Source organism: Pseudacidovorax sp. 1753, from assembly GCF_040544975.1.
Taxonomy (GTDB): domain Bacteria; phylum Pseudomonadota; class Gammaproteobacteria; order Burkholderiales; family Burkholderiaceae_C; genus Xenophilus.
Map to the genome: position 1 here is coordinate 230,873 of NZ_JBEPKY010000006.1, position 20,360 is coordinate 251,232.

17 protein-coding genes are annotated in these 20,360 nt (G+C 70.0%); all 17 read right to left on the reverse strand.

Translation table 11 applies throughout. The features are described 5' to 3' along the window. Nucleotides 1–2: 2 nt before the first annotated feature. Nucleotides 3–1,004, reverse strand: coding sequence for a D-alanine--D-alanine ligase (locus ABIC63_RS09610; protein ID WP_354319577.1), 1,002 nt, complete (start codon nt 1,002–1,004; stop codon nt 3–5). After that, a complete protein-coding gene (murC, locus tag ABIC63_RS09615) occupies nt 1,001–2,416 on the reverse strand; it encodes a UDP-N-acetylmuramate--L-alanine ligase (RefSeq protein WP_354319578.1) in 1,416 nt (471 codons plus the stop codon). Before murC ends, ABIC63_RS09610 begins: the two co-directional genes overlap by 4 nt. Then, nucleotides 2,413–3,483 carry an undecaprenyldiphospho-muramoylpentapeptide beta-N-acetylglucosaminyltransferase gene (murG, locus tag ABIC63_RS09620; RefSeq protein ID WP_294373457.1) on the reverse strand — a complete coding sequence of 357 codons (1,071 nt, stop codon included), beginning with the start codon at nt 3,481–3,483 and terminating at the stop codon, nt 2,413–2,415. Before murG ends, murC begins: the two co-directional genes overlap by 4 nt. Next, complete coding sequence (ftsW, locus tag ABIC63_RS09625; RefSeq protein WP_502935861.1) at nt 3,480–4,787, reverse strand: putative lipid II flippase FtsW; 1,308 nt, start codon at nt 4,785–4,787, stop codon at nt 3,480–3,482. Before ftsW ends, murG begins: the two co-directional genes overlap by 4 nt. Nucleotides 4,788–4,848: 61 nt before the next feature. Continuing rightward, nucleotides 4,849–6,621, reverse strand: a complete 1,773-nt coding sequence (gene murD, locus ABIC63_RS09630) for a UDP-N-acetylmuramoyl-L-alanine--D-glutamate ligase (protein WP_354319579.1) — start codon at nt 6,619–6,621, stop codon at nt 4,849–4,851. A gap of 13 nt (nt 6,622–6,634) precedes the next feature. Next, nucleotides 6,635–7,813 (reverse strand): phospho-N-acetylmuramoyl-pentapeptide-transferase, encoded by a 1,179-nt coding sequence (mraY, locus tag ABIC63_RS09635; RefSeq protein ID WP_294373463.1) that lies wholly within the window; start codon nt 7,811–7,813, stop codon nt 6,635–6,637. Then, complete coding sequence (locus ABIC63_RS09640) at nt 7,807–9,261, reverse strand: UDP-N-acetylmuramoyl-tripeptide--D-alanyl-D-alanine ligase (protein WP_294373471.1); 1,455 nt, start codon at nt 9,259–9,261, stop codon at nt 7,807–7,809. The genes mraY and ABIC63_RS09640 overlap by 7 nt, the downstream gene beginning before the upstream one ends. Then, nucleotides 9,258–10,757: a UDP-N-acetylmuramoyl-L-alanyl-D-glutamate--2,6-diaminopimelate ligase gene (locus ABIC63_RS09645; protein ID WP_354319580.1), complete on the reverse strand. Its 1,500-nt coding sequence runs from the start codon at nt 10,755–10,757 to the stop codon at nt 9,258–9,260. Before ABIC63_RS09645 ends, ABIC63_RS09640 begins: the two co-directional genes overlap by 4 nt. Then, entirely contained in the window at nt 10,757–12,508 is a 1,752-nt protein-coding gene (locus ABIC63_RS09650) for a peptidoglycan D,D-transpeptidase FtsI family protein (RefSeq protein ID WP_114801332.1), read from the reverse strand. The genes ABIC63_RS09645 and ABIC63_RS09650 overlap by 1 nt, the downstream gene beginning before the upstream one ends. After that, complete coding sequence (gene ftsL, locus ABIC63_RS09655; RefSeq protein WP_295524012.1) at nt 12,505–12,849, reverse strand: cell division protein FtsL; 345 nt, start codon at nt 12,847–12,849, stop codon at nt 12,505–12,507. The genes ABIC63_RS09650 and ftsL overlap by 4 nt, the downstream gene beginning before the upstream one ends. Next, the gene (rsmH, locus tag ABIC63_RS09660; protein ID WP_354319581.1) at nt 12,849–13,859 is read right to left on the reverse strand and encodes a 16S rRNA (cytosine(1402)-N(4))-methyltransferase RsmH; all 1,011 of its coding nucleotides are present in this window, start codon (nt 13,857–13,859) and stop codon (nt 12,849–12,851) included. Before rsmH ends, ftsL begins: the two co-directional genes overlap by 1 nt. A gap of 5 nt (nt 13,860–13,864) precedes the next feature. After that, nucleotides 13,865–14,299, reverse strand: coding sequence for a division/cell wall cluster transcriptional repressor MraZ (mraZ, locus tag ABIC63_RS09665; RefSeq protein ID WP_076510862.1), 435 nt, complete (start codon nt 14,297–14,299; stop codon nt 13,865–13,867). 330 nt (nt 14,300–14,629) lie between these two features. Further along, on the reverse strand, nt 14,630–15,961 hold the full coding sequence (hslU, locus tag ABIC63_RS09670) for an ATP-dependent protease ATPase subunit HslU (RefSeq protein WP_294373478.1): 1,332 nt from the start codon (nt 15,959–15,961) through the stop codon (nt 14,630–14,632). 185 nt (nt 15,962–16,146) lie between these two features. Further along, on the reverse strand, nt 16,147–16,692 hold the full coding sequence (gene hslV / locus ABIC63_RS09675; protein ID WP_354319582.1) for an ATP-dependent protease subunit HslV: 546 nt from the start codon (nt 16,690–16,692) through the stop codon (nt 16,147–16,149). A gap of 94 nt (nt 16,693–16,786) precedes the next feature. Further along, nucleotides 16,787–18,376, reverse strand: a complete 1,590-nt coding sequence (locus tag ABIC63_RS09680) for a hypothetical protein (protein ID WP_294373483.1) — start codon at nt 18,374–18,376, stop codon at nt 16,787–16,789. Between the two features lie 79 nt (nt 18,377–18,455). Beyond that, entirely contained in the window at nt 18,456–19,073 is a 618-nt protein-coding gene (dksA, locus tag ABIC63_RS09685; protein ID WP_043117155.1) for an RNA polymerase-binding protein DksA, read from the reverse strand. Between the two features lie 200 nt (nt 19,074–19,273). Continuing rightward, a complete protein-coding gene (locus tag ABIC63_RS09690) occupies nt 19,274–20,341 on the reverse strand; it encodes a CobW family GTP-binding protein (protein WP_354319583.1) in 1,068 nt (355 codons plus the stop codon). Between the last annotated feature and the right edge of the window lie 19 nt (nt 20,342–20,360).

Consider the following 20,360-nt stretch of genomic DNA (forward strand, 5'->3'; position numbering starts at 1 on the left):
GGTCAGGCACCTTCCTTCGGGACGGGCCGGGTGTCCAGCGCCGCCTGGGCCAGGATGCGCAGGCACAGCTGCTCGTAGCTCAGGCCCGCGGCGCGCGCGGCCATCGGCACCAGCGAATGGCTGGTCATGCCGGGCGAGGTGTTCATCTCCAGCAGGAAGGGCTGCTGGTCGCGTGCGCGCACCATGAAGTCGGCCCGGCCCCAGCCGCGGCAACCCAGGCTGCGGTAGGCGGCGATGGCCAGCTGGCGCACCTGCGCCTCCAGCGCGTCGGGCAGGCCGGCGGGGCAGTGGTACTTCACGTCGTCGGTGAAGTACTTGTTCTGGTAGTCGTAGGCGCCTTCGGGCGCGGCGATGCGGATCACCGGCAGCGCGACGGCGCCGGCGCCCGTGCCGAGCACGGCGCAGGTCAGCTCGTCGCCGTCGATGAACTCCTCGCACAGCACCTCGGGGTCGTAGCGCGCGGCCAGCTGCACGGCCTCCTGCATCTGCGAATAGCCCTGCACCTTGGTCACGCCGATGGATGAGCCCTCGTGCGGTGGCTTGACGATCAGCGGCAGGCCCAGGGTGTCGGGCACCTCGCGCACGCGCTCGCGCGCCTGGCCGTCGGCCTGCAGCAGGACATGGCGCGGCGTGGGCAGGCCCTCGGCCAGCCACACGCGCTTGGTCATGGTCTTGTCCATGGCCACGCTGGAGGCCATCACGCCCGAGCCGGTGTAGGGAATGCCCAAGAGCTCGAGCGCGCCCTGCACCGTGCCGTCCTCGCCGTGGCGGCCATGCAGCGCGATGAAGCAGCGGTCGAAGCCATCGTGGCGCAGCTTGGCCAGTTCGCGCTCGGCGGGATCGAAGGCATGCGCATCCACGCCCAGCGAACGCAGCGCCTGCAGCACGCCGGTGCCGGACATCAGCGACACCTCGCGCTCGGCCGAGCGGCCGCCGAAGAGCACGGCGACCTTGCCCATGGCGGCCACATCGGGCAACGGGGGAAAGGCGAACTGCGGGTTCATGCAGGTTGTCCTTGTTGCTGAGCGCGCTCCACCACCTGGCCCGCCACGGCACCGATGGAGCCGGCACCCATGCACAGCACCACGTCGCCGTCGCGGGCGTTGTCCAGCACTGCCTGCGGCAGTGCCCGCACGTCGTCGACGAACACCGGCTCGACCTTGCCGGCGACGCGAAGCGCCCGCGCCAGGCTGCGGCCGTCGGCGGCCACGATGGGTGCCTCGCCAGCGGCATAGACCTCGGTCAGCAGCACCGCATCGGCACCGCCGAGGACCTTGACGAAGTCCTCGAAGCAGTCGCGCGTGCGGGTGAAGCGGTGCGGCTGGAAGGCCAGCACCAACCGCCGACCCGGGAAGGCACCGCGCGCGGCCGCGATGGTGGCGGCCATCTCCACCGGATGGTGGCCGTAGTCGTCGATCAGCGTGAAGCGCCCGCCGTTCGCGGCAGCCACCTCGCCATAGCGCTGGAAGCGCCGGCCCACGCCCTTGAACTCGGCCAGCCCGCGCTGCACCGCCTCGTCGGGCAGGCCCAGCTCGACGGCGATGGCGATCACCGACAGCGCATTGCGCACGTTGTGCTCGCCCGGCAGGTTGAGCACCACCGGCAGGTCTGGCAGCACCACGCCATTGCGGCGCTGGGCGGTGAAGTGCATCTGCGCGCCGACGGCCCGCACGTCGATGGCGCGCACCTGCGCGTCCTCGCTGAAGCCGTAGCTGGTCACGGGGCAGGTCACCTGCGGCAGGATCTGGCGGATGGCCGGATCGTCCACGCACAGGATGGCCGTGCCGTAGAAGGGCATGCGGTGCAGGAAGTCGACGAAGGCCTTCTGCAGCCGGCCGAAGTCGTGGCCGTAGGTGTCCATGTGGTCGGCGTCGATGTTGGTGACGACCGCCATCACGGGCAGCAGGTTGAGGAAGGAGGCATCGGACTCGTCGGCCTCGACCACGATGTACTCGCCCTGGCCCAGCCGCGCGTTGGCGCCTGCGCTGTTGAGGCGCCCACCGATCACGAAGGTCGGGTCCAGCCCGGCCGTGGCCAGCACGCTGGCGGCCAGGCTGGTGGTGGTGGTCTTGCCATGGGTGCCGGCAATGGCGATGCCGCTGCGCAGGCGCATCAACTCGGCCAGCATGAGCGCCCGCGGCACCACCGGAATCTTCTTCGCGCGGGCGGCTATCACCTCGGGGTTGTCGGCCTGCACAGCGGTGGACGTGACCACGGCATCGGCACCGGTGATATTGGCGGCGTCGTGGCCCACGAAGGTGCGGATACCCAGGCCGCCCAAGCGGCGCAGCGTGGCGCTGTCGGCCAGGTCCGAGCCAGAGACGCCGTAGCCCAGGTTGAACAGCACCTCGGCGATGCCGCTCATGCCCGAGCCACCCAGGCCGACGAAATGGATGTGGCGGATCGCGTGCTTCATGGCTTGACCAGCTCCTCGCAGGCCAGGGCCACCTGGGCCACGGCATCGGTCTTGCGCATCGCGTATGCGCGCTGCGCGCGCTCGAGCAGCTCGGCACGCGTCGTTTTCTGGATCAGGTCGGACAAGAGTTCAGGTGTCAGATCGGTCTGCTGCACCAGCCAGGCGCCGCCGGCGTCCGCCAGGAAGCGGGCGTTGGTGGTCTGGTGGTCGTCGACCGCGAAGGGAAAGGGAACGAAGAGCGCGGCGGCTCCGACCGCGGCGATCTCGGTCACGGTGCTGGCGCCGGCACGCGCCACGATGAGGTCGGCCGCGGCGAAGGCCTCGGCCGTGTTGTCGATGAAGGGCACCAGCTCGGCCTCGACGCCGGCGGCGGCGTAGTTGGCGCGCAGCTCGTCGATCTGTTTCTCGCCGCTCTGGTGCAGCACGACGGGCCGCTCGGCCGGCGCGATGCGCGACAGCGCCTGCGGCACCACGGTGTTCAGTGCCTTGGCACCGAGGCTGCCGCCCACCACCAGCAGCTTGAGCGGGCCGCTGCGGCCTGCGAAGCGCTCGGCCGGCGCGGCCTGCGACAGGAAGGGCTCGCGCAGCGGGTTGCCCACCCAGGCCGCATTCGGCAGCACGTCGGGGAAGGCGCTGAAGCAGCGGTCGGCGATGCGTGCCAGCACGCGGTTGACCAGACCGGCCACGGAGTTCTGCTCGTGCAGCACCAGCGGACGGCCACGCAGCACGCCCATCATGCCGCCCGGAAAGCTGATGTAGCCGCCCAGACCGACCACCACGTCGGGCTGGACGCGGCCCACGGCCTGGAAGCTCTGCCAGAAGGCGCGCAGCAGCCGCGCCGGCAGCAGCGCCAGCGTGAGGGGGCCCTTGCCGCGCACGCCACCGAACTGGATCGGCTCGAAGGCAAAGCCGCGCGGCGGCACCAGACGCTCTTCCATGCTGCCGGGCGCACCCAGCCAGTGCACCCGCCAGCCGCGGGCGCGCAGCTCTTCCGCCACGGCCAGGCCCGGGAAGATGTGACCACCGGTGCCGCCGGCCATGACGAGCGCGGTGCGGGCGCCGGTCATACGCGGCCTCCGCGCATCAAAACCCGGTTCTCATAATCGACGCGCAGCACCACCGCCAGCGCCACCACGTTCATCAGGATGGCCGAGCCGCCGAAGCTCATCAGCGGAAGCGTCAGGCCCTTGGTGGGCAACGCACCCAGGTTCACGCCCATGTTGATGAAGGTCTGGAAGCCCATCCACACGCCCACGCCCTGCGCGGCCAGGCCGGCGAAGACGCGGTCCAGCGCGATGGCCTGGCGGCCGATGTGCATGATGCGGCGCGTGAGCCAGAGGAAGAGCGCGATAGCCACCAGCACGCCGACGAGACCCAGCTCCTCGCCGATCACGGCCAGCAGGAAGTCGGTGTGCGCCTCAGGCAGCCAGTGCAGCTTCTCGACGCTGCCACCCAGGCCGACGCCGAAGATCTCGCCGCGGCCGATGGCGATCAGCGAATGCGAGAGCTGGTAGCCCTTGCCCAGCGCATGCTCCTCGCTGAACGGGTCGAGGTAGGCAAAGATGCGCTCGCGCCGCCATGGGCTGGCCGCCACCATGGTGGCAAAGGCGACGACCACCAGCATGGCGATCAGGAAGAACATGCGCGCGTTCACGCCACCCAGGAACAGGATGCCCATGGCGATGATGGCGATCACCATGAAGGCGCCCATGTCGGGCTCGGCCAGCAGCAGCATGCCCACCACCACGACGGCCACGCCCATGGGCAGCACGGCGCGGAAGAAGCGCTCCTTGATCTCCATCTTGCGCACCATGTAGCTGGCCGCATAGAAGACCATGGCCAGCTTGGCCAGCTCGGAGGGCTGGAAGCGCATGAAGCCCAGCGGGAGCCAGCGGCGCGCGCCGTTGACGTTGATGCCGACGTGCGGGATCAGCACCACCACCAGCAGCAGCAGTGCCACCACGAAGAGCCAGGGCGCCGTGCGCTCCCAGGTGCGCATGGGGATCTGGAAGGCGACCAGGCCGGCCACGAAGGCGAACACCAGCGAGATCGCGTGGCGGATCAGGTGGTACGACTCGCTGTAGCCGCCGGCGCGGTTGAAGCGCGGGTTGTCGCCCATGGCGATGGATGCCGAGAACACCATCACCAGGCCCCACATGAGCAGCGCGATGGTGACCCACACCAGCGGCTGGTCGAAGCCGGCCACACGCACCGGCGCGGCGCGGGTCTGCGCGATGTCGGCGCCGCCCAGGCGCACCGGCAGGTGCATGGGCAGCGCGTCCATGCCGCTCTTGGCGGCGCGGCGGAACCAGCCGAAGAAGCGGCTGCCGCCCTCGTTGGGCGTGGCGGCGGCGGGCATGCGGGCGCTCATTCTGGAATCCTCCGTGCTGCGCACTGCGGATGCGAGCGCCTGCGGAACGGCCGGGCGGCGCTCATTCGTAGGCCTCCTCGTCGGCCAGCGCCTCGACCGCCTCGCGGAACACGTCCGCCCGGTGCGCGTAGTCGCGGAACATGTCCAGGCTGGCGCAGGCGGGCGACAGCAGCACGGCGTCGCCGGGCTGGGCCTGGTCGGCGCACAGGCCGACGGCCTCGGGCAGCGTGGCGGCGGCGAGCAGCGGCACGCCGGTCTCGGCCAGGGCCTCGCCGATGGCGGGGCCGTCTCGGCCGATCAGCACCGCGGCGCGCACGTACTGACGCACCAGCGGCGCCAGCGGCGAGAAGTCCTGGCCCTTGCCGTCACCGCCCAGGATGACCACCAGCTTGCGCTCCAGGCCCAGGCCCGACAGGGCAGCGGCAGTGGCACCGACGTTGGTGCCCTTGCTGTCGTCGAAGTACTCGACCTCGTCCACGATGGCGATGGGCTCCACGCGGTGCCGCTCGCCACGGTATTCGCGCAGGCCGTAGAGCATGGGCGCCAGCGCGCAACCGGCAGCGCTGGCCAGCGCCAGGGCGGCCAGGGCGTTCAGCGCGTTGTGCTGGCCACGGATGCGCAGCGCATCGGCGGGCATCAGACGCTGCAGGTGGATCTCTTCCTGCGCCGCGGCGCCGCGGCGGCGCTTGAGGGTCTCGTCGGCCTCGTGCGCGCGCACCAGCCAGGCCAGGCCGTTGACGCGCTCGATGCCGTAGTCGCCCGGACGCTGCGGCAGGTCGGCGCCGAAGGTCACATGGGCGCGCAGTTGCGGGCGCTGCAGCCGCACCTTGACCGGCGCGGGCAGCATGCCCATCACGCGGACGTCGTCGCGGTTGAGCACCATGAGGCCGGTCTGGCCGAAGATGCGCGCCTTGGCGGCGGCATAGGGCTCCATGCCGCCATGCCAGTCCAGGTGGTCCTGCGTGACGTTCAGCACTGTGGCAGCGGTGGGCTCGAAGCCCTGCACGCCGTCGAGCTGGAAGCTGGAAAGCTCGAGCACCCACACCTGCGGCAGGGCGTCGGCGTCCATGCGCTCCGACAGGGTGTCCAGCAGCGAGGGGCCGATGTTGCCGGCCACGGCCACGGTCTTGCCGGCGCGCTCGACCAACTGGCCGGTGAGCGAGGTGACGGTCGTCTTGCCGTTGGTGCCGGTGATCGCCAGCACGGCGGGACGATAGCCGGGCTCGGGCGCGGGTGGCGGGGCGATGGGCAGGGGCGCGGGCGTTTCGTCGGGCGTCTCGTCGTCCGCCGCGGCGTCATCGGACGGCACGGCCGGGGCCGCGGCTTCGCCGTCGCCGGAGGTTTCGGCGGCGATGTCTGCGCCCGTCCCCCCCGCGTCGACGGGCGACGCAGCCACGGCGACGGCGTCCGCGTCCGCGGGCACATCGCCCGCGACAGAGGCCGTGCCTTCGTCCACGGCGCCGTCCTCATCGGGCGCCGCATCCGGCGCCAACCGCAGGTCCGCCAGCGCCTGCGCGAACAGGTCCAGCTCGCCACCCACCGGCAGGCCGATGGCGCGCGCCGCGTCGACCACCGGTGCGATGGTGGCAGGCGCCAGGCCTGGCGAGCGGTAGACGGCGCGCACCAGCCGCCCCTCGACCAGCGCGGCCGTGAGCGGTCCGCCGATGAAGCGCACCTGCGGCAGCTCGGCGGCCAGCGTGGCCAGCTGCGGCGGCGCCTCGCGCGTGTCGGCCACCGTGACATGCGCACCATGGCGGGCGCACCAGCGCGCCATGGCCAGGCCCGAGGCGCCCAGGCCCAGGATCAGCACATGCAGGTCGGCGAGATGCTTCATGGTCGTCGCGGCCTCAACGCAGCTTGAGCGTGGACAGGCCCACCAGGCACAGCAGCATGGTGATGATCCAGAAGCGGACCACCACCTGCGTCTCGCGCCAGCCGGACTTCTCGAAGTGATGGTGCAGCGGCGCCATCTTGAGCACGCGGCGGCCTTCGCCGTACTTGCGCTTGGTGTACTTGAACCAGCTCACCTGGGCCATGACCGAGATCGCCTCGACCACGAAGATGCCGCCCATGATGAAGAACACGATCTCCTGCCGCACGATCACGGCCACGGTGCCCAGGGCACCGCCCAGCGCCAGCGCGCCCACGTCGCCCATGAAGACCTGCGCCGGATGGGTGTTGAACCACAGGAAGGCCAGGCCCGCGCCCGCCATGGCCGAGCAGAACACCAGCAGCTCGCCCGCGCCGGGAATGGAGGGAAACAGCAGGTAGCGCGAGTACATCGCATTGCCCGTGACGTAGGCGAACACGCCCAGGGCCGAGCCCACCATCACCACCGGCATGATGGCCAGGCCGTCCAGGCCGTCGGTGAGGTTCACGGCATTGCTCGCCCCGACGATCACCAGGTAGGTGAGGATGACGAAGCCGATGCCGCCCAGTGGATAGCTGATCTCCTTGAAGAAGGGCACCAGCAGGTTGGTCTTGGTGGGGAAGTCCATCGCGAAGCCGGAGCGCACCCAGTTGCCGAACAGCTCCAGCACGCGCCAGTTGGAACTCTCGGAGATGGAGAACAGCAGGTAGAAGGCCGCCACCAGGCCGATGAGCGACTGCCACATGTACTTCTCGCGCGATCGCATGCCCTCCGGGTCCTTGTTGACCACCTTGCGCCAGTCGTCCACCCAGCCGATGGCGCCGAAGCCCAGCGTCACCCACAGCACGATCCAGACGAAGCGGTTGGACAGGTCGAACCACAGCAGCGTCGCGATGGCGATGGCGAACAGCACCAGCACGCCGCCCATGGTGGGCGTCCCGCTCTTGGCCAGGTGCGTTTCCATGGCATAGCCGCGCACCGGCTGGCCGATCTTGAGGGCGCTCAGCCGGCGGATCACCGCCGGGCCGGCGGCCAGGCCCACCACCAGCGCGGTGAGGGCAGCCATCAGCGCCCGAAATGTCAGGTACTGGAAGACGCGCAGAAAGCCGAGTTCGGGCGACAGCGTCTGCAGCCATTGGGCCAGGCTCATCAGCATGGGCGGGCGTCCGTGTCATGCGGCATGACCGGCTCCTTGTTATTGTTCGAGCCGGCGGCGCTGGCCACCAGGGCCTGCACCACGCGCTCCATCTTCATGAACCGCGAACCCTTGACGAGCACGCTCGATGCGGCACCGGCCTGGTCCAGCGCCGCGGCGTTGAGGGCCTCGACGGCCTCGAAATGGCGGCCGGCCGCGCCGAACGCCGTCACGGCATGGCGGCTGGCCTCGCCCAGGGCGAACAGCGCGTCGATGCCGCGCTGGCGCGCCCAGTCGCCGACTTCGGCATGGAAACGCGGCCCCTGGTCGCCGACCTCGCCCATGTCGCCCAGCACCAGCAGGCGCGGCCCGGGCAGCTCGGCCAGCACGTCGATGGCGGCACGCACGGAATCGGGGTTGGCGTTGTAGCTGTCGTCCACCAGCGTGAGGCGGCGGCCATCGGTGCGCTGCAGCAGTTGCGCCCGCGAACGGCCGCCGACGGGCTCGAAGGCCGACAGGCCGGCGCCGATGGCCTCGGGCGTCACGCCAGCGGCCAACGCGCAGGCCGTGGCCGCGAGCGCGTTGCGCAGGTTGTGGCGGCCGGGAATGGCCAGACGCGCCTGCACGGTGCCAGCGGGCGTGCGGGCCACGAAGCGCCAGGCCTCACCATCCCAGTCGGCCTCGGCCAGCGACACGTCGGCCTCGGGCGATTCGCCGAACAGCAGGCAGCCGGCACCTGCCGGCACCAGGCCACGCCAGAGTGCCGTGTAATCGTCGCCGTGCGGAAAAACGGCCGTGCCGCCGGCCGACAGCGCCTGCAGCACGCTGCCGTTCTCGCGCGCCACCGCCTCGACCGTCGCCATGAATTCCTGGTGCTCGCGCTGCGCGTTGTTGACCAGCGCCACCGTCGGCCGCGCGATGGCGGCCAGCCGCGCGATCTCGCCCGGATGGTTCATGCCCAGCTCGACCACGGCCAGGCGATGAGCGGGCCGCAGGCGCATCAGCGTCAGCGGCAGGCCGATCTCGTTGTTGAAGTTGCCCTGCGTCGCCAGGCTGGCCTGCGGCTCGGCGGCGCGCAGGATGGACGCGACCATCTGCGTGACCGTGGTCTTGCCGTTGCTGCCCGTCACCGCCACCAGCGGCAGCGTGAAGCGGGCGCGCCAGCCGGCGGCGATGGCGCCCAGCGCGGCCAGGGTGTCGGGCACTTCCAGGCCCTGGAGGCCCAGCGGTGCCAGCCGGCCCGGCTCGGCCACGGCGGCGATGCCGCCCTGGGCCTGCACCTGCGGCAGGAAGTCGTGCGCGTCGAAGCGCTCGCCGCGCAGCGCGACGAAGAGGTCGCCCGCGGCCAGCGTGCGCGAGTCGGTGTGCACCCGCGTCACCGCGCGGCTGCCCTCACCCACCACGCGCGCACCCGGCACCCAGCCGGCGGCCTCGGACAGCGTGAACAGAGATTCCATCGAAGCGTTCATGCCGACCGGCTCCTGGCGCCAAGCGCCGCCTGCGCCTGGGCGCGGTCGGAAAAGGGAAATCGCCGGCCGGCGACTTCCTGGTAATCCTCGTGGCCCTTGCCGGCCAGCAGGACCACGTCCTGAGCGGCGGCTTCATCCAGGGCCTCGGCAATCGCTGCGGCACGGTCGATCACCACCCGCGCGGCCTGCGGCACCGCCAGGCCCGCCACGATCTGGTCGACGATGGCCTGCGGCGATTCGCTGCGCGGGTTGTCGCTGGTGACGACGACGCGGTCGGCACCCCGCTCGGCGATGGCACCCATCAGCGGGCGCTTGCCGGGATCGCGGTCGCCGCCGCAGCCAAACACGCACCACAGCCGGCCGCCGCGCGACTCGGCGAAGGGGCGCAGCGCGGCCAGCGCCTTCTGCAGTGCATCGGGCGTGTGGGCATAGTCGACCACCACCAGCGGCAGGCCGGCGTCCGCTGCGACCACGTCCATGCGGCCGGGCACGCTGCCGAGGCGCGCGCAGGCGGCGGCCGCGTCGCCCAGCGGCAGGCCGAGCGCGCGCAGCGTGCCGATCACGCCAAGCAGGTTGGCCACGTTGTAGTCGCCCACCAACGTGGTCGAGACCATGGCCTGGGCGCCGCCCTGCTCCACCACCTGGAAGCGCAGGCCCTGCGGACCGTGGCCGGCCTCGATGGCCGACAGCCGCGCGGGCGCGCCTGCGGCCGAGCAGGTCCACAGCTCGACCAGCGCGGTGTCCAGCAGTTCGCCCGCGAGGCGGGCGCCCTGCGGGTCATCGATGTTGACCACGGCCGCGCGCAGGCCCGGCCAGCGGAACAGCTCGGCCTTGGCGGCCCAGTAGGCCGCCATGTCGCCGTGGTAGTCCAGGTGGTCCTGGGTGAAGTTGGTGAAGACGGCCACGTCGAAGTGCAGGCCGTCCAGCCGACGCTCGGCGATGCCGATGGAGGAAGCTTCCATGGCACAGGCCTTCACGCCCTGGCCGAGCAGGTCGCGCAGCGCGCGGTGCAGCGTCACCGGGTCTGGAGTGGTGAGGCCGTTGTAGTCGACGGCCGGAGGCACGCCGATGCCCAGCGTGCCGGCGACGGCGCAGGGGCCGAAGGCGCTGCCTTCCAGTGCCTGCGCCAGCCACCAGGCGGTCGAGGTCTTGCCGTTGGTGCCTGTCACGGCCAGCAGCGTCATCACGTCGGCCGGCCGGCCGCACCAGGCCGCGGCGATGGGACCGGTCGCGGCCTTGAGCCCCTCGTAGGCCGCCACCGCCGGCTCGTCGGCGAAGTCGTAGGCCTCGCTGCCCTTGGCCTCGACCAGGCAGGCGGCGGCGCCTTGCGCCAGCGCCGCACGCACGAAGCGCCGTCCGTCGGTGGCGGCGCCCGGCCAGGCGATGAAGCCGTCGCCCTCGCCCACGGCGCGGCTGTCCACCTGCAGCTGTCCGCGAACGCGCGCGGACAGCCAGGCGGCGGCCTCGTCGGGGGAGTGGAGACGGTGCAGCGCCATCAGAAGCTCTCGTCCACGCCCTGGGTGAGCACCAGCGGCTTGACGGCCAGGTCGGGCGCGACGTTCATCATGCGCAGCGTCTGCTGCACCACTTCGCTGAACACCGGGCCGGCCACGGTGCCGCCGTAAAAGTTGCCGTCGCTCGGCTCGTCGATCATGACGCCCACGATGATGCGCGGCTTGTCGATCGGCGCCATGCCGGTGAACCAGCCGCGGTACTTGCCCGCCGCGTAGCCCTTGCCGACCTGCTTGCGCGCGGTGCCCGACTTGCCACCCACCGAGTAGCCCACGGTCTGCGCCAGCTGGCCGGTGCCGCCGGGGCCGGCGGCCATCTGCAGCATCTTGCGGATAGACGCCGCGGTGGAGGGCGAGAACACGCGCACGCCCGGCGGCTCCTCGTTGCTCTTGAGCATGGTCAGCGGCAGCACCTTCCCGTCGTGCGAGAAGGCGGTGTACGAATGGCACATCTGCAGCAGCGAGGCCGACAGGCCGTAGCCATAGGCCATGGTGGCCTGCTCGACGGGCTTCCAGGTCTTCCAGGGACGCAGGCGGCCAGGCGCCGCACCGGGGAAGGTGATCTGCGGCTTCTGGCCGTAGCCCAGCGCGGTGTAGGTCTCCCACATCTCGCTGGGGCTCATCTTCTGGGCGATCTTGAGCGCACCGACGTTGCTGGACTTCTGGATCACGCCCTCCACCGTCAGCACGCCGTAGTTGTGGGTGTCGCTGATGGTGAAGCCGCCGATCTGGTAGCGCCCGGGCGTGGTGTCGATGATGGTGCTGGGCTTGACGCGCCCGGCCTCCAGCGCCATGGCCACGGTGATCGGCTTCATGGTCGAGCCGGGCTCGAAGGTGTCGGTGATGGCGCGGTTGCGCAGCTGCTCGCCGGTGAGGTTGCGACGCTTGTCGGGCACGTAGCTCGGGTAGTTGGCCAGCGCGAGCACCTCGCCGGTCACCGCGTCGAGCACCACCACGCTGCCGGCCTTGGCCCGGTGCTTGGTCACGGCGTCGCGCAGCTTCTGGTAGGCGAAGAACTGCACCTTGGAGTCGATGGACAGCTGGATGTCCTTGCCGTCCAGCGGCGGCACGCGCTCGCCCACGCCCTCGACCACACGGCCCAGGCGGTCCTTGATCACCCGCTGCGAACCGGGCTTGCCGCCCAGGTCCTTGTCGAAGGCCAGCTCGATGCCTTCCTGGCCGTGGTCCTCGACGTTGGTGAAGCCCACCACGTGCGCGGCGGATTCGCCCTCGGGGTACTGACGCTTGTATTCGCGCGTCTGGTAGAGGCCCTTGACGCCCAGCGCCGCGATCTCCTTGGCGATGGGCTCGTCGACCTGGCGCTGGATCCAGACGAAGCTCTTGTCCTCGTCGGCCAGTTTCTGGTCGAGGTCCTGCGGCTTCATGCCGAGCAGTTGGGCGACGCGGCGCAGCTTGGTCCGGGTCTCGGGATCGTTGCGATCGATGTCCTCGGGAATCGCCCACACGCTGGGTGCGATCACGCTGGAGGCCAGGATCAGGCCGTTGCGGTCCAGGATGCGGCCGCGGCTGGCGGGCAGCTCGATGGTGCGGGTGAAGCGCACCTCGCCCTGCCTCTGGAAGAAGTCCTGCCCGATCACCTGCACATAGGCTGCGCGGCCGGCCAGCACCACGAAGCCGAGCGCGATGGCTGCCACGATGAACTTGCTGCGCCAGACGGGCGTCTTGCTCGCCAGCAGCGGGCTGGTGGTGTAGCGAACGGAAGGGCCGCGGCTCATCGCGTGCTCCTGGCTGCAGCGGCCGGGGCGCCGGCGGGCACGACGGGCGGCGCCGGCGGCACCGCGGGGATCACCGTGCCGTCGGCCCGCACATACAGCGTGATGGCGGGCGTGGTGGTGCGCATCTTGAGCTTGTCCTTGACCAGCGACTCGATGCGCAGGGGCGTGGCCTGGGCGCGGCGCTCGACCTGCAGGCGCTCGTATTCGGTTTCCAGCGTGCGGGCCTCGGCCTGCGCGCGGTAGTACTGGCCATAGAGCTGGCGCGACTGGTACTGGGTGTGCACCAGCAGCAGCGCCGTGCCGATCACGGCCAGCAGCAGGAGCAGGTTGAGGCGCGTGATCACGAACGTTGCCCCCATGCTCGGCGCTGCGCGTCCTCGCTGCCCCCCGAGGGGGCGCTGGCTTGCTTGGGGCGGCCCGGCGCGTCGCCAAGCACCTCCGTGCGCTCGGCCACGCGCAGGATGGCGCTGCGCGCACGTGGATTGGCCGCCACTTCCTCGGCCGAAGGCTTGATGCGTTCCAGCGCGCGCAGCTTCATGGGCTTGGGCGCGGCGAAGGGCGCGCGGCGGTCGTAGACCTCCTTGGAGTGCTCGGCGATGAACTGCTTGACGATGCGGTCTTCCAGCGAATGGAAGCTGATCACCGCCAGCCGGCCGCCGGGCGCCAGCACCGACAGGCTGGCGCTCAGCGCCTGTTGCAGCTCTTCAAGCTCGGCGTTGATGAAAATCCGAAGAGCCTGAAATGTGCGCGTTGCAGGGTTCTGGCCCGGCTCGCGGGTTTTGACCGTGCCAGCCACGAGCTCGGCCAGCTCGGCGGTGGTTGAAATTGCGCCCCGTTCTTGTCGGCGAGCAGCAATCGCCTTTGCAATCTGAACAGCAAACCGTTCTTCGCCATAGTCACGGATCACCTCTGCAATCTGCTGTGGTTCGGCTGTGGCCAGCCAGTCGGCCACGCTCTGGCCGCGCGTGGGATCCATGCGCATGTCGAGCGGGCCGTCCAAACGAAAAGAAAAACCCCGGGCGGGGTTGTCGATCTGGGGGGAGCTGACGCCGAGGTCCATCAGGACCCCGGCCACACTGCCGGGTGGCAGCTCCCCCAGGTGGGCGAAGCCCTGGTGCCGGATGGAAAAGCGCGGGTCGGCGATGGCGCCGGCCTGCGCCACCGCCTCTGGATCCTTGTCGAAGGCCACGAGGCGGGCGCCTGGCGCCAGCCGCTCCAGCAGCAGCCGCGAATGACCGCCGCGACCGAAGGTGGCGTCGACGAAGGTGCCGTCGGGCGCCGGCGCATCGCCGAGCACGGCGCGCACGCCCTCTTCGAGCAGCACGGTGGTGTGGAGGAAGGATGCGGCCATCTGGGTCACAGCTTGAGCATCCGGGCCGCCTCGGAGTTGCGGATGTTCTCCATCATCTCCGCGGCTTCCTTGGCCTGATAGGCCGCCTTGTCCCACAGCTCGAAGCGGTGGCCCACGCCGAGCAGCAGCACGTCGCGGGTGATGCCCGCGAGCTCACGCAGCTCGGGCGAGATCAGCACACGGCCGGTGCCGTCGAGTTCCACGTCGGAGGCGCTGCCCAGGTAGAAGCGCTTGAGCCATTGCTCGGAGGACGGCAGCGCCGCCAGGCTGGCGCGCGCCTCTTCCCACACCGGGCGAGGGTACAGGTTCAGGCCACCGTCGGGATTGCGGGTCACGGTGATCTGGCCACCGGCCTCCGTGCGCAGGGCGTCCAGATACCGGGCAGGCATCGACAGCCGCCCCTTGGCATCCAGATTCAGCGATGACGTGCCCTGAAACACGAACCCATAACTCCCGAAAAAGCGGCCGGCGAACTGCCGAGTAGGACGGGACCTAACCCACGTTTTCCCACTTTCCTGCACTTTTTTGCACTGTAGCAGGAAACACCTGCCGCCAATCGACTGTTACGAGGTATTTTTTGTAATGGAATCAAGGACTTAGAGCACAACTTTCCTGCGGCTTCGGCCCTCATTTCTCTTTGCTGATGAAGCACTTAGCTATCACAGTGGAAGTTCCGCGTTAGCTGGTGTAGGCCCAGGCCTGCATCAAAAGGCAACGGCCCGGGGCGTTGCCACCCCGGGCCGTCGAACTGTCAAGAGTCTTTCGCGCGCTCAGAGAATGAAACGCGACAGGTCCTCGTCTTTGCTGAGCATGTCCAGCCGCGCATCCACATAGGCGGCATCGATGCTCACCGTCTGGCCCGAGAGCTTGGCCGCGTCGAAGCTCACCTCGTCCAGCAGCCGCTCCATCACGGTCGACAGGCGCCGCGCGCCGATGTTCTCGGTGCGCTCGTTCACCTCGAAGGCGATGGTCGCCAGCCGGGTGATGCCGTCGGGCGTGAAGGCGAGCGTCACGCCCTCGGTGGCCAGCAGCGCCTCGTACTGCTTGACGAGGGAGGCGCGAGTCTGCGTGAGGATGCTTTCGAAATCCGCCACCGACAGCGACTGCAGCTCGACGCGGATCGGCAGACGGCCCTGCAGCTCCGGGATCAGATCGCTGGGCTTGGCCAGGTGGAAGGCGCCGCTGGCGATGAACAGGATATGGTCGGTGCGCACCACGCCGTACTTGGTGGTGACGGCGGTGCCTTCCACCAGCGGCAGCAGGTCGCGCTGCACGCCCTGGCGGGAGACGTCGGCACCCTGCGCCTCGCTGCGGGTGGCCACCTTGTCGATCTCGTCGATGAAGACGATGCCGTTCTGCTCGGCGTTGACCAGCGCCTGGGCACGGATCTCCTCCTCGTTCAGCAGCTTGCCGGCCTCTTCCTCGGTCAGCAGGCGCAGCGCCTCGGCGATCTTGAGCTTGCGCGTCTTGCGACGGCCCTGGCCCAGCTGACTGAACATGCCGCGCAGCTGCTCCGCCATCTCCTCCATGCCGGCGGGGCCCATGATCTCCATCGCGGGCCGCGCCTCGGCCACCTCGATCTCGATCTCCTTGTCGTCCAGCTCCTTCTCGCGCAGCTTCTTGCGGAAGGCTTGGCGGGTGGCGTTTCCGCTGTCGCTGGCCACCGCGCGGCCTTCGGCATCGCGGGCGGCGGGCAGCAGGGCGTCGAGGATGCGCTCCTCGGCCGCGTCCTCGGCCCGCACCCGCACCTTGGCCACCTCGGCCTCGCGCGTGCGCTTGACCGAGACCTCGGCCAGGTCGCGGATGATCGAATCCACGTCCTTGCCCACGTAGCCCACCTCGGTGAACTTGGTGGCCTCGACCTTGATGAAGGGCGCGTCGGCCAGCCGGGCCAGCCGGCGGGCGATCTCGGTCTTGCCCACGCCGGTGGGGCCGATCATGAGGATGTTCTTGGGCGTGATCTCCGGCCGAAGCTTCTCGTCGACCTGCTGGCGGCGCCAGCGGTTGCGCAGCGCGATCGCCACGGCCCGCTTGGCCTCCTTCTGGCCGACGATGTGGTTGTCCAGCTCGGACACGATTTCCTGGGGGGTCATGGCGGACATCGGGTTCCTATCCATTCAATGAAGCACGCGCCGCACACGGCACGGAAGAAGATGCGCCTTGGCGCGGTCAGACGGCCGCGGAGCAGGCCACGCCAGCGGCCGCCGCGGAACTGACTTCGCCAGGCCGCCAGCGGCGCCCCCTCGCAGGGGGTTGGCGGAGCGCGAAGCGCGCAGCCTGGGGGTGGTCAAAGTGTTTCTATCGTGTGGTGCATGTTGGTGTAGATGCACAGCTGGCCGGCGATCTCCAGCGACTTGCGCACCACATCCTCGGCCGACAGCTCGGTGTTCTCGATCAGCGCCTTGGCCGCCGAGTGGGCATAGGCACCGCCCGACCCGATGGCCACGATGCCCTGCTCGGGCTCCAGCACGTCGCCGTTGCCGGTGATGATGAGCGAGGTGGAGCGGTCGGCCACCGCCAGCATCGCCTCCAGGCGCCGCAGGACGCGGTCGGTGCGCCAGTCCTTGGTCAGCTCGATGGCGGCGCGGGAGAGTTGGCCCTGGTGCTTCTCCAGCTTGGCCTCGAAGCGCTCGAACAGCGTAAAGGCATCGGCCGTGGCACCCGCGAACCCGGCAATCACCTTGCCCTGGTAGAGCCGGCGTACCTTGCGCGCCGAACCCTTGAAGACGATGTTGCCCAGCGTCACCTGGCCGTCGCCGCCGATGGCGACCTGCTCGCCCTGCGGCGTGCTACGGCGCACGCTGACGATGGTGGTTCCATGAAATTGTTCCATCGCAGCCACCTGGGGGCGTTCCGGGGCTGCACAAGGGCGGCGCGGGATTTTTTCTGCCGGCGCAGCTCTGGCCGCCGCGTCCAGGCCCAGACCGTCAGCCCGCGCGGGGCACGACCACGGCGCAGCGATCCACCCCGGTGAGCCGCAGGAACTCGGCCAGCACCCCATGCACCGCCAGCAGCCGCAGGCCCGGCCGGGCACCCAGCCGGGCACGCAGGGCCTCGGCGGCCGCCAGATCCATGCGTACCAGCGCGGCGCAGTCGATCTCGGGGCCTGCACCGGCCCGGTCGAGCGCCTCCTCGATCCTGGACCAGGGCAGGCTGTCGGCCCCCGCGAGCTCGCCGGCCAGGAAGGCGCCCCGCGCCGCCGCCGGATCCAGCGCGGCACGGGTGCTGGACAGTCCCGCGTCGCCCATCTCCGCCACGGTGCCGCGCGGCGCCTGCCACGAGGGCGGCGTGATCTCGTAGGTGATGCAGTAGTTGAGGGCCACCAGCTCGAAGTCGTCCAGGCGATTGAGCAGGCGAAGGACGGCCAGGTGCAGGCTCCACCAGCCGGCGTCGACGCCGCGCTCACCCAGCGGGGTGGCGGCGGCCAGCACCGCCAGCAGCTCATCGGTGCCCAGGAAACCCATCTGCACCGGCGAGAGCGCCCAGTGCGTGACCAGCGTCGTGAGCGGCTGCACGGCATCTGCCTCGATCTGGCCGAGGCCGCGCCAGTCCAGGCGCCAGACGCTGCCCTTCGCCCGCGACAGGGCCTGCGTGAGCGCCAGCAGGGCCGGGCGGTCCAACCGGGCGGGCGCCTGCCAGTCGGTCTCCGTGCGTGCATCCAGGCGTTGCGCCACCTCGCCCGTGCGCGCATCCCGCGCCAGCGTCCGCAGCGACACCCAGGCCGGTGCCGGCAGGCCGAAGCGCTCCGCATAGGGGGCGGCCGCCTCGGCAAAGCGCTCCGCGTCGCCCGTGGCGCGATAGAAGTCGAGCAGGGCGCGCCAGGTCTGGAGTTGGTCGGCAAAGGCGCTGCCGGGCACCAGGGCCTGCCGCAGCGCGCTTTCGGCGCCGGGGTCATCGCCCTGGGCGAAGCGGACGGCCGCTTCTTCGAGGGGCGTGTCGAAGGCCAGGCGCGGCGCCGCGGTGTACGCCGGCCGGTGCGTGGAGAAGGAAGGCAGCAGCACTTCGGGCGCCGCCGGCGCCATGGCCTCACGCGGCGGCTGCAGGTCGGTCGGCACGACCGGCGCGGTATCGGCATAGGCGCGCGCGTGGTGCTCGGCCAAAGAGGCATCCACCGCAGGGGTGCCGGCCGGCGCCATGTCTGCGCCATCGGGGACGGTGGCGGCGGATTCGGAGGTCCACCACTGCTGGGACATCTGCGCCTCGATCTCGTCGATCTTGCGCAGCGTGAGCGCACGCCGGTCGGTCATGCGGTCGCTGGAGGGCAGCGACGAGGAGATGTTGCCGGGATCTTCGGTGCCGCCGCGCTGACGCAGCTTGCGCAGCATGTCGAACTCGCGCCGGCGCACGAAGTCGTTGCGCTGCCGACGCTCCATGAGCTCCTTGAGCGCCTCCCGGCTGTAGCCGAAATCGGAGGCACCCGCGCCGGGCGTGCCTTCGAGCTCGGACCAGTCCTTGAGCGGGTTACGCACGAACTTGGCGACCTTGGAGAACAGGCCTCCCGCGTCGTCCTTGGACATGCCCCGTGCTGCGAGAAAGTGGGTGAAGGCTGGCGTTGCGGGCTGCGCAGGCCGGACCCGGCCCGGCCGCCGTGCGAACTCAGTCGCCGAACATCTTCTGCTTGAGCTCGCGGCGCTGCTGCGCCTCGAGCGAGAGCGTGGCCGTCGGGCGGGCCAGCAGGCGGCCGACGCCGATGGGCTCGCCGGTCTCGTCGCAGTAGCCGTAGTCGCCAGCGTCGATGCGGGCGATGGACTGCTCGATCTTCTTGAGCAGCTTGCGCTCGCGGTCGCGGGTGCGCAGCTCCAGGGCGTGCTCTTCCTCGATGGTGGCGCGGTCGGCCGGATCGGGCACGACCACGGTGTCCTCGCGCAGGTGCTCGGTCGTCTCGCCGGCGTTGTCGAGGATGCCCTGCTTGAGCTGCTGCAGCTTGAGCTTGAAGAAGGCCAGCTGCGTGTCGTTCATGTACTCGCTGTCGGGCATCGCGATGACTTCGGCATCGGTCAGCTCCTCGACCGGCTTGGTCTTCCAGTTGTTCGCGAGCTTGGGGTCCTTCTTGACGGACAGGAGGGGCGGGGGAACGAGGGCCGTGGACATGGTCGTTGAGAAACTGGCCTTGGGTGCGGTGGAGGCCACCGCCTGAGGCATGGACGGAACGGTCAATTGCGACAACCGGGCCGAAGGACGCGCCCGCGGAGGCAGCGCATCGGGGGACGGCACTGCATCGACGGCGACCGGCGTCTTGGCATCGAGGCCGGCGCTGGCCGGGGCGGTTTTCTTCACGTGGCGGGCTCCTTCACTGGCTGCGGTCTTCCCTGCCTGACGGGCAGCGCCGAGGGTGGCGGACCGCAACAGGCGCGCGATTGTATAGAGAAAGCACCCTGTAAAAAGGTGACGGCGATCGGCCTAGCGCGAACGTCCTACACCAGGCATTGATCCAGGCCCTGCTCCAGGATGTCGCGGGGCAGATCGATCCCGATGAACACCATCCGACTCTCGCGCGTCTCGCCCTCGCCCCATTCGGGGCCGAGGTCGCTGCCCATGAGCTGGTGCACGCCCTGGAAGATCACCTTGCGTTGGGTGCCATTCATGTCGAGCACGCCCTTGTAGCGCAGCATGCGCGGGCCGTAGATGTTGACGATGGCGCCCAGGAAGTCCTCCAGCCGCGCCGGGTCGAAGGGCCGCGTGGCGCGGTAGACGAAGCTCTTGACGTCGTCGTCCACATGGTGGTGGTGGCCGTGGCCATGGTCGTGCTGGTGCGAGGGATGGTCGCAGTGCTCGCCATGTTCGTGGTCATGGTCGTGATGATCATGCGCGTGATCGTGGTCGTCCGCCTTCAGGAAGTCAGGGTCGATGTCGAGCTTGGCGTTGAGGTTGAAGCCGCGCAGATCGAGCACCTTGGCGATGGCCACCTCGCCGAAATGCGCCTTTTCGATGGGCGCGCGCGGGTTCATGTGCTTGAGGCGGTGGATCAGCGCGTCGGCGTCCTCGGCGCTCACCAGGTCGGTCTTGGACAGGAAGATCTGGTCGGCGAAGCCCACCTGGCGGCGGGCCTCCTGCCGGTCGTTGAGCTGCTGCGCGGCATGCTTGGCATCGACCAGCGTGACGATGGAATCGAGCAGGTAGCTCTCGGCGATCTCGTCGTCCATGAAGAAGGTCTGGGCGACGGGCCCGGGGTCGGCCAGGCCGGTGGTCTCGATGATCACGCGGTCGAAGTCCAGCAGGCCCTTGCGGCGCTTGGCGGCCAGCAGCTGCAGCGCCTCGCGCAGGTCCTCGCGGATGGTGCAGCAGACGCAGCCGTTGCTCATCTGCACGATCTGCTCCTTCGACTCGGTGACCAGGATGTCGGAGTCGATGTTCTCCTCGCCGAACTCGTTCTCGATGACGGCGATCTTGTGGCCGTGCGACTCGGTCAGCACGCGCTTGAGCAGGGTGGTCTTGCCGGAGCCGAGGAAGCCGGTGAGGATGGTGGCGGGAATGAGGGCCATGGAAACGCTCCGGGAATGT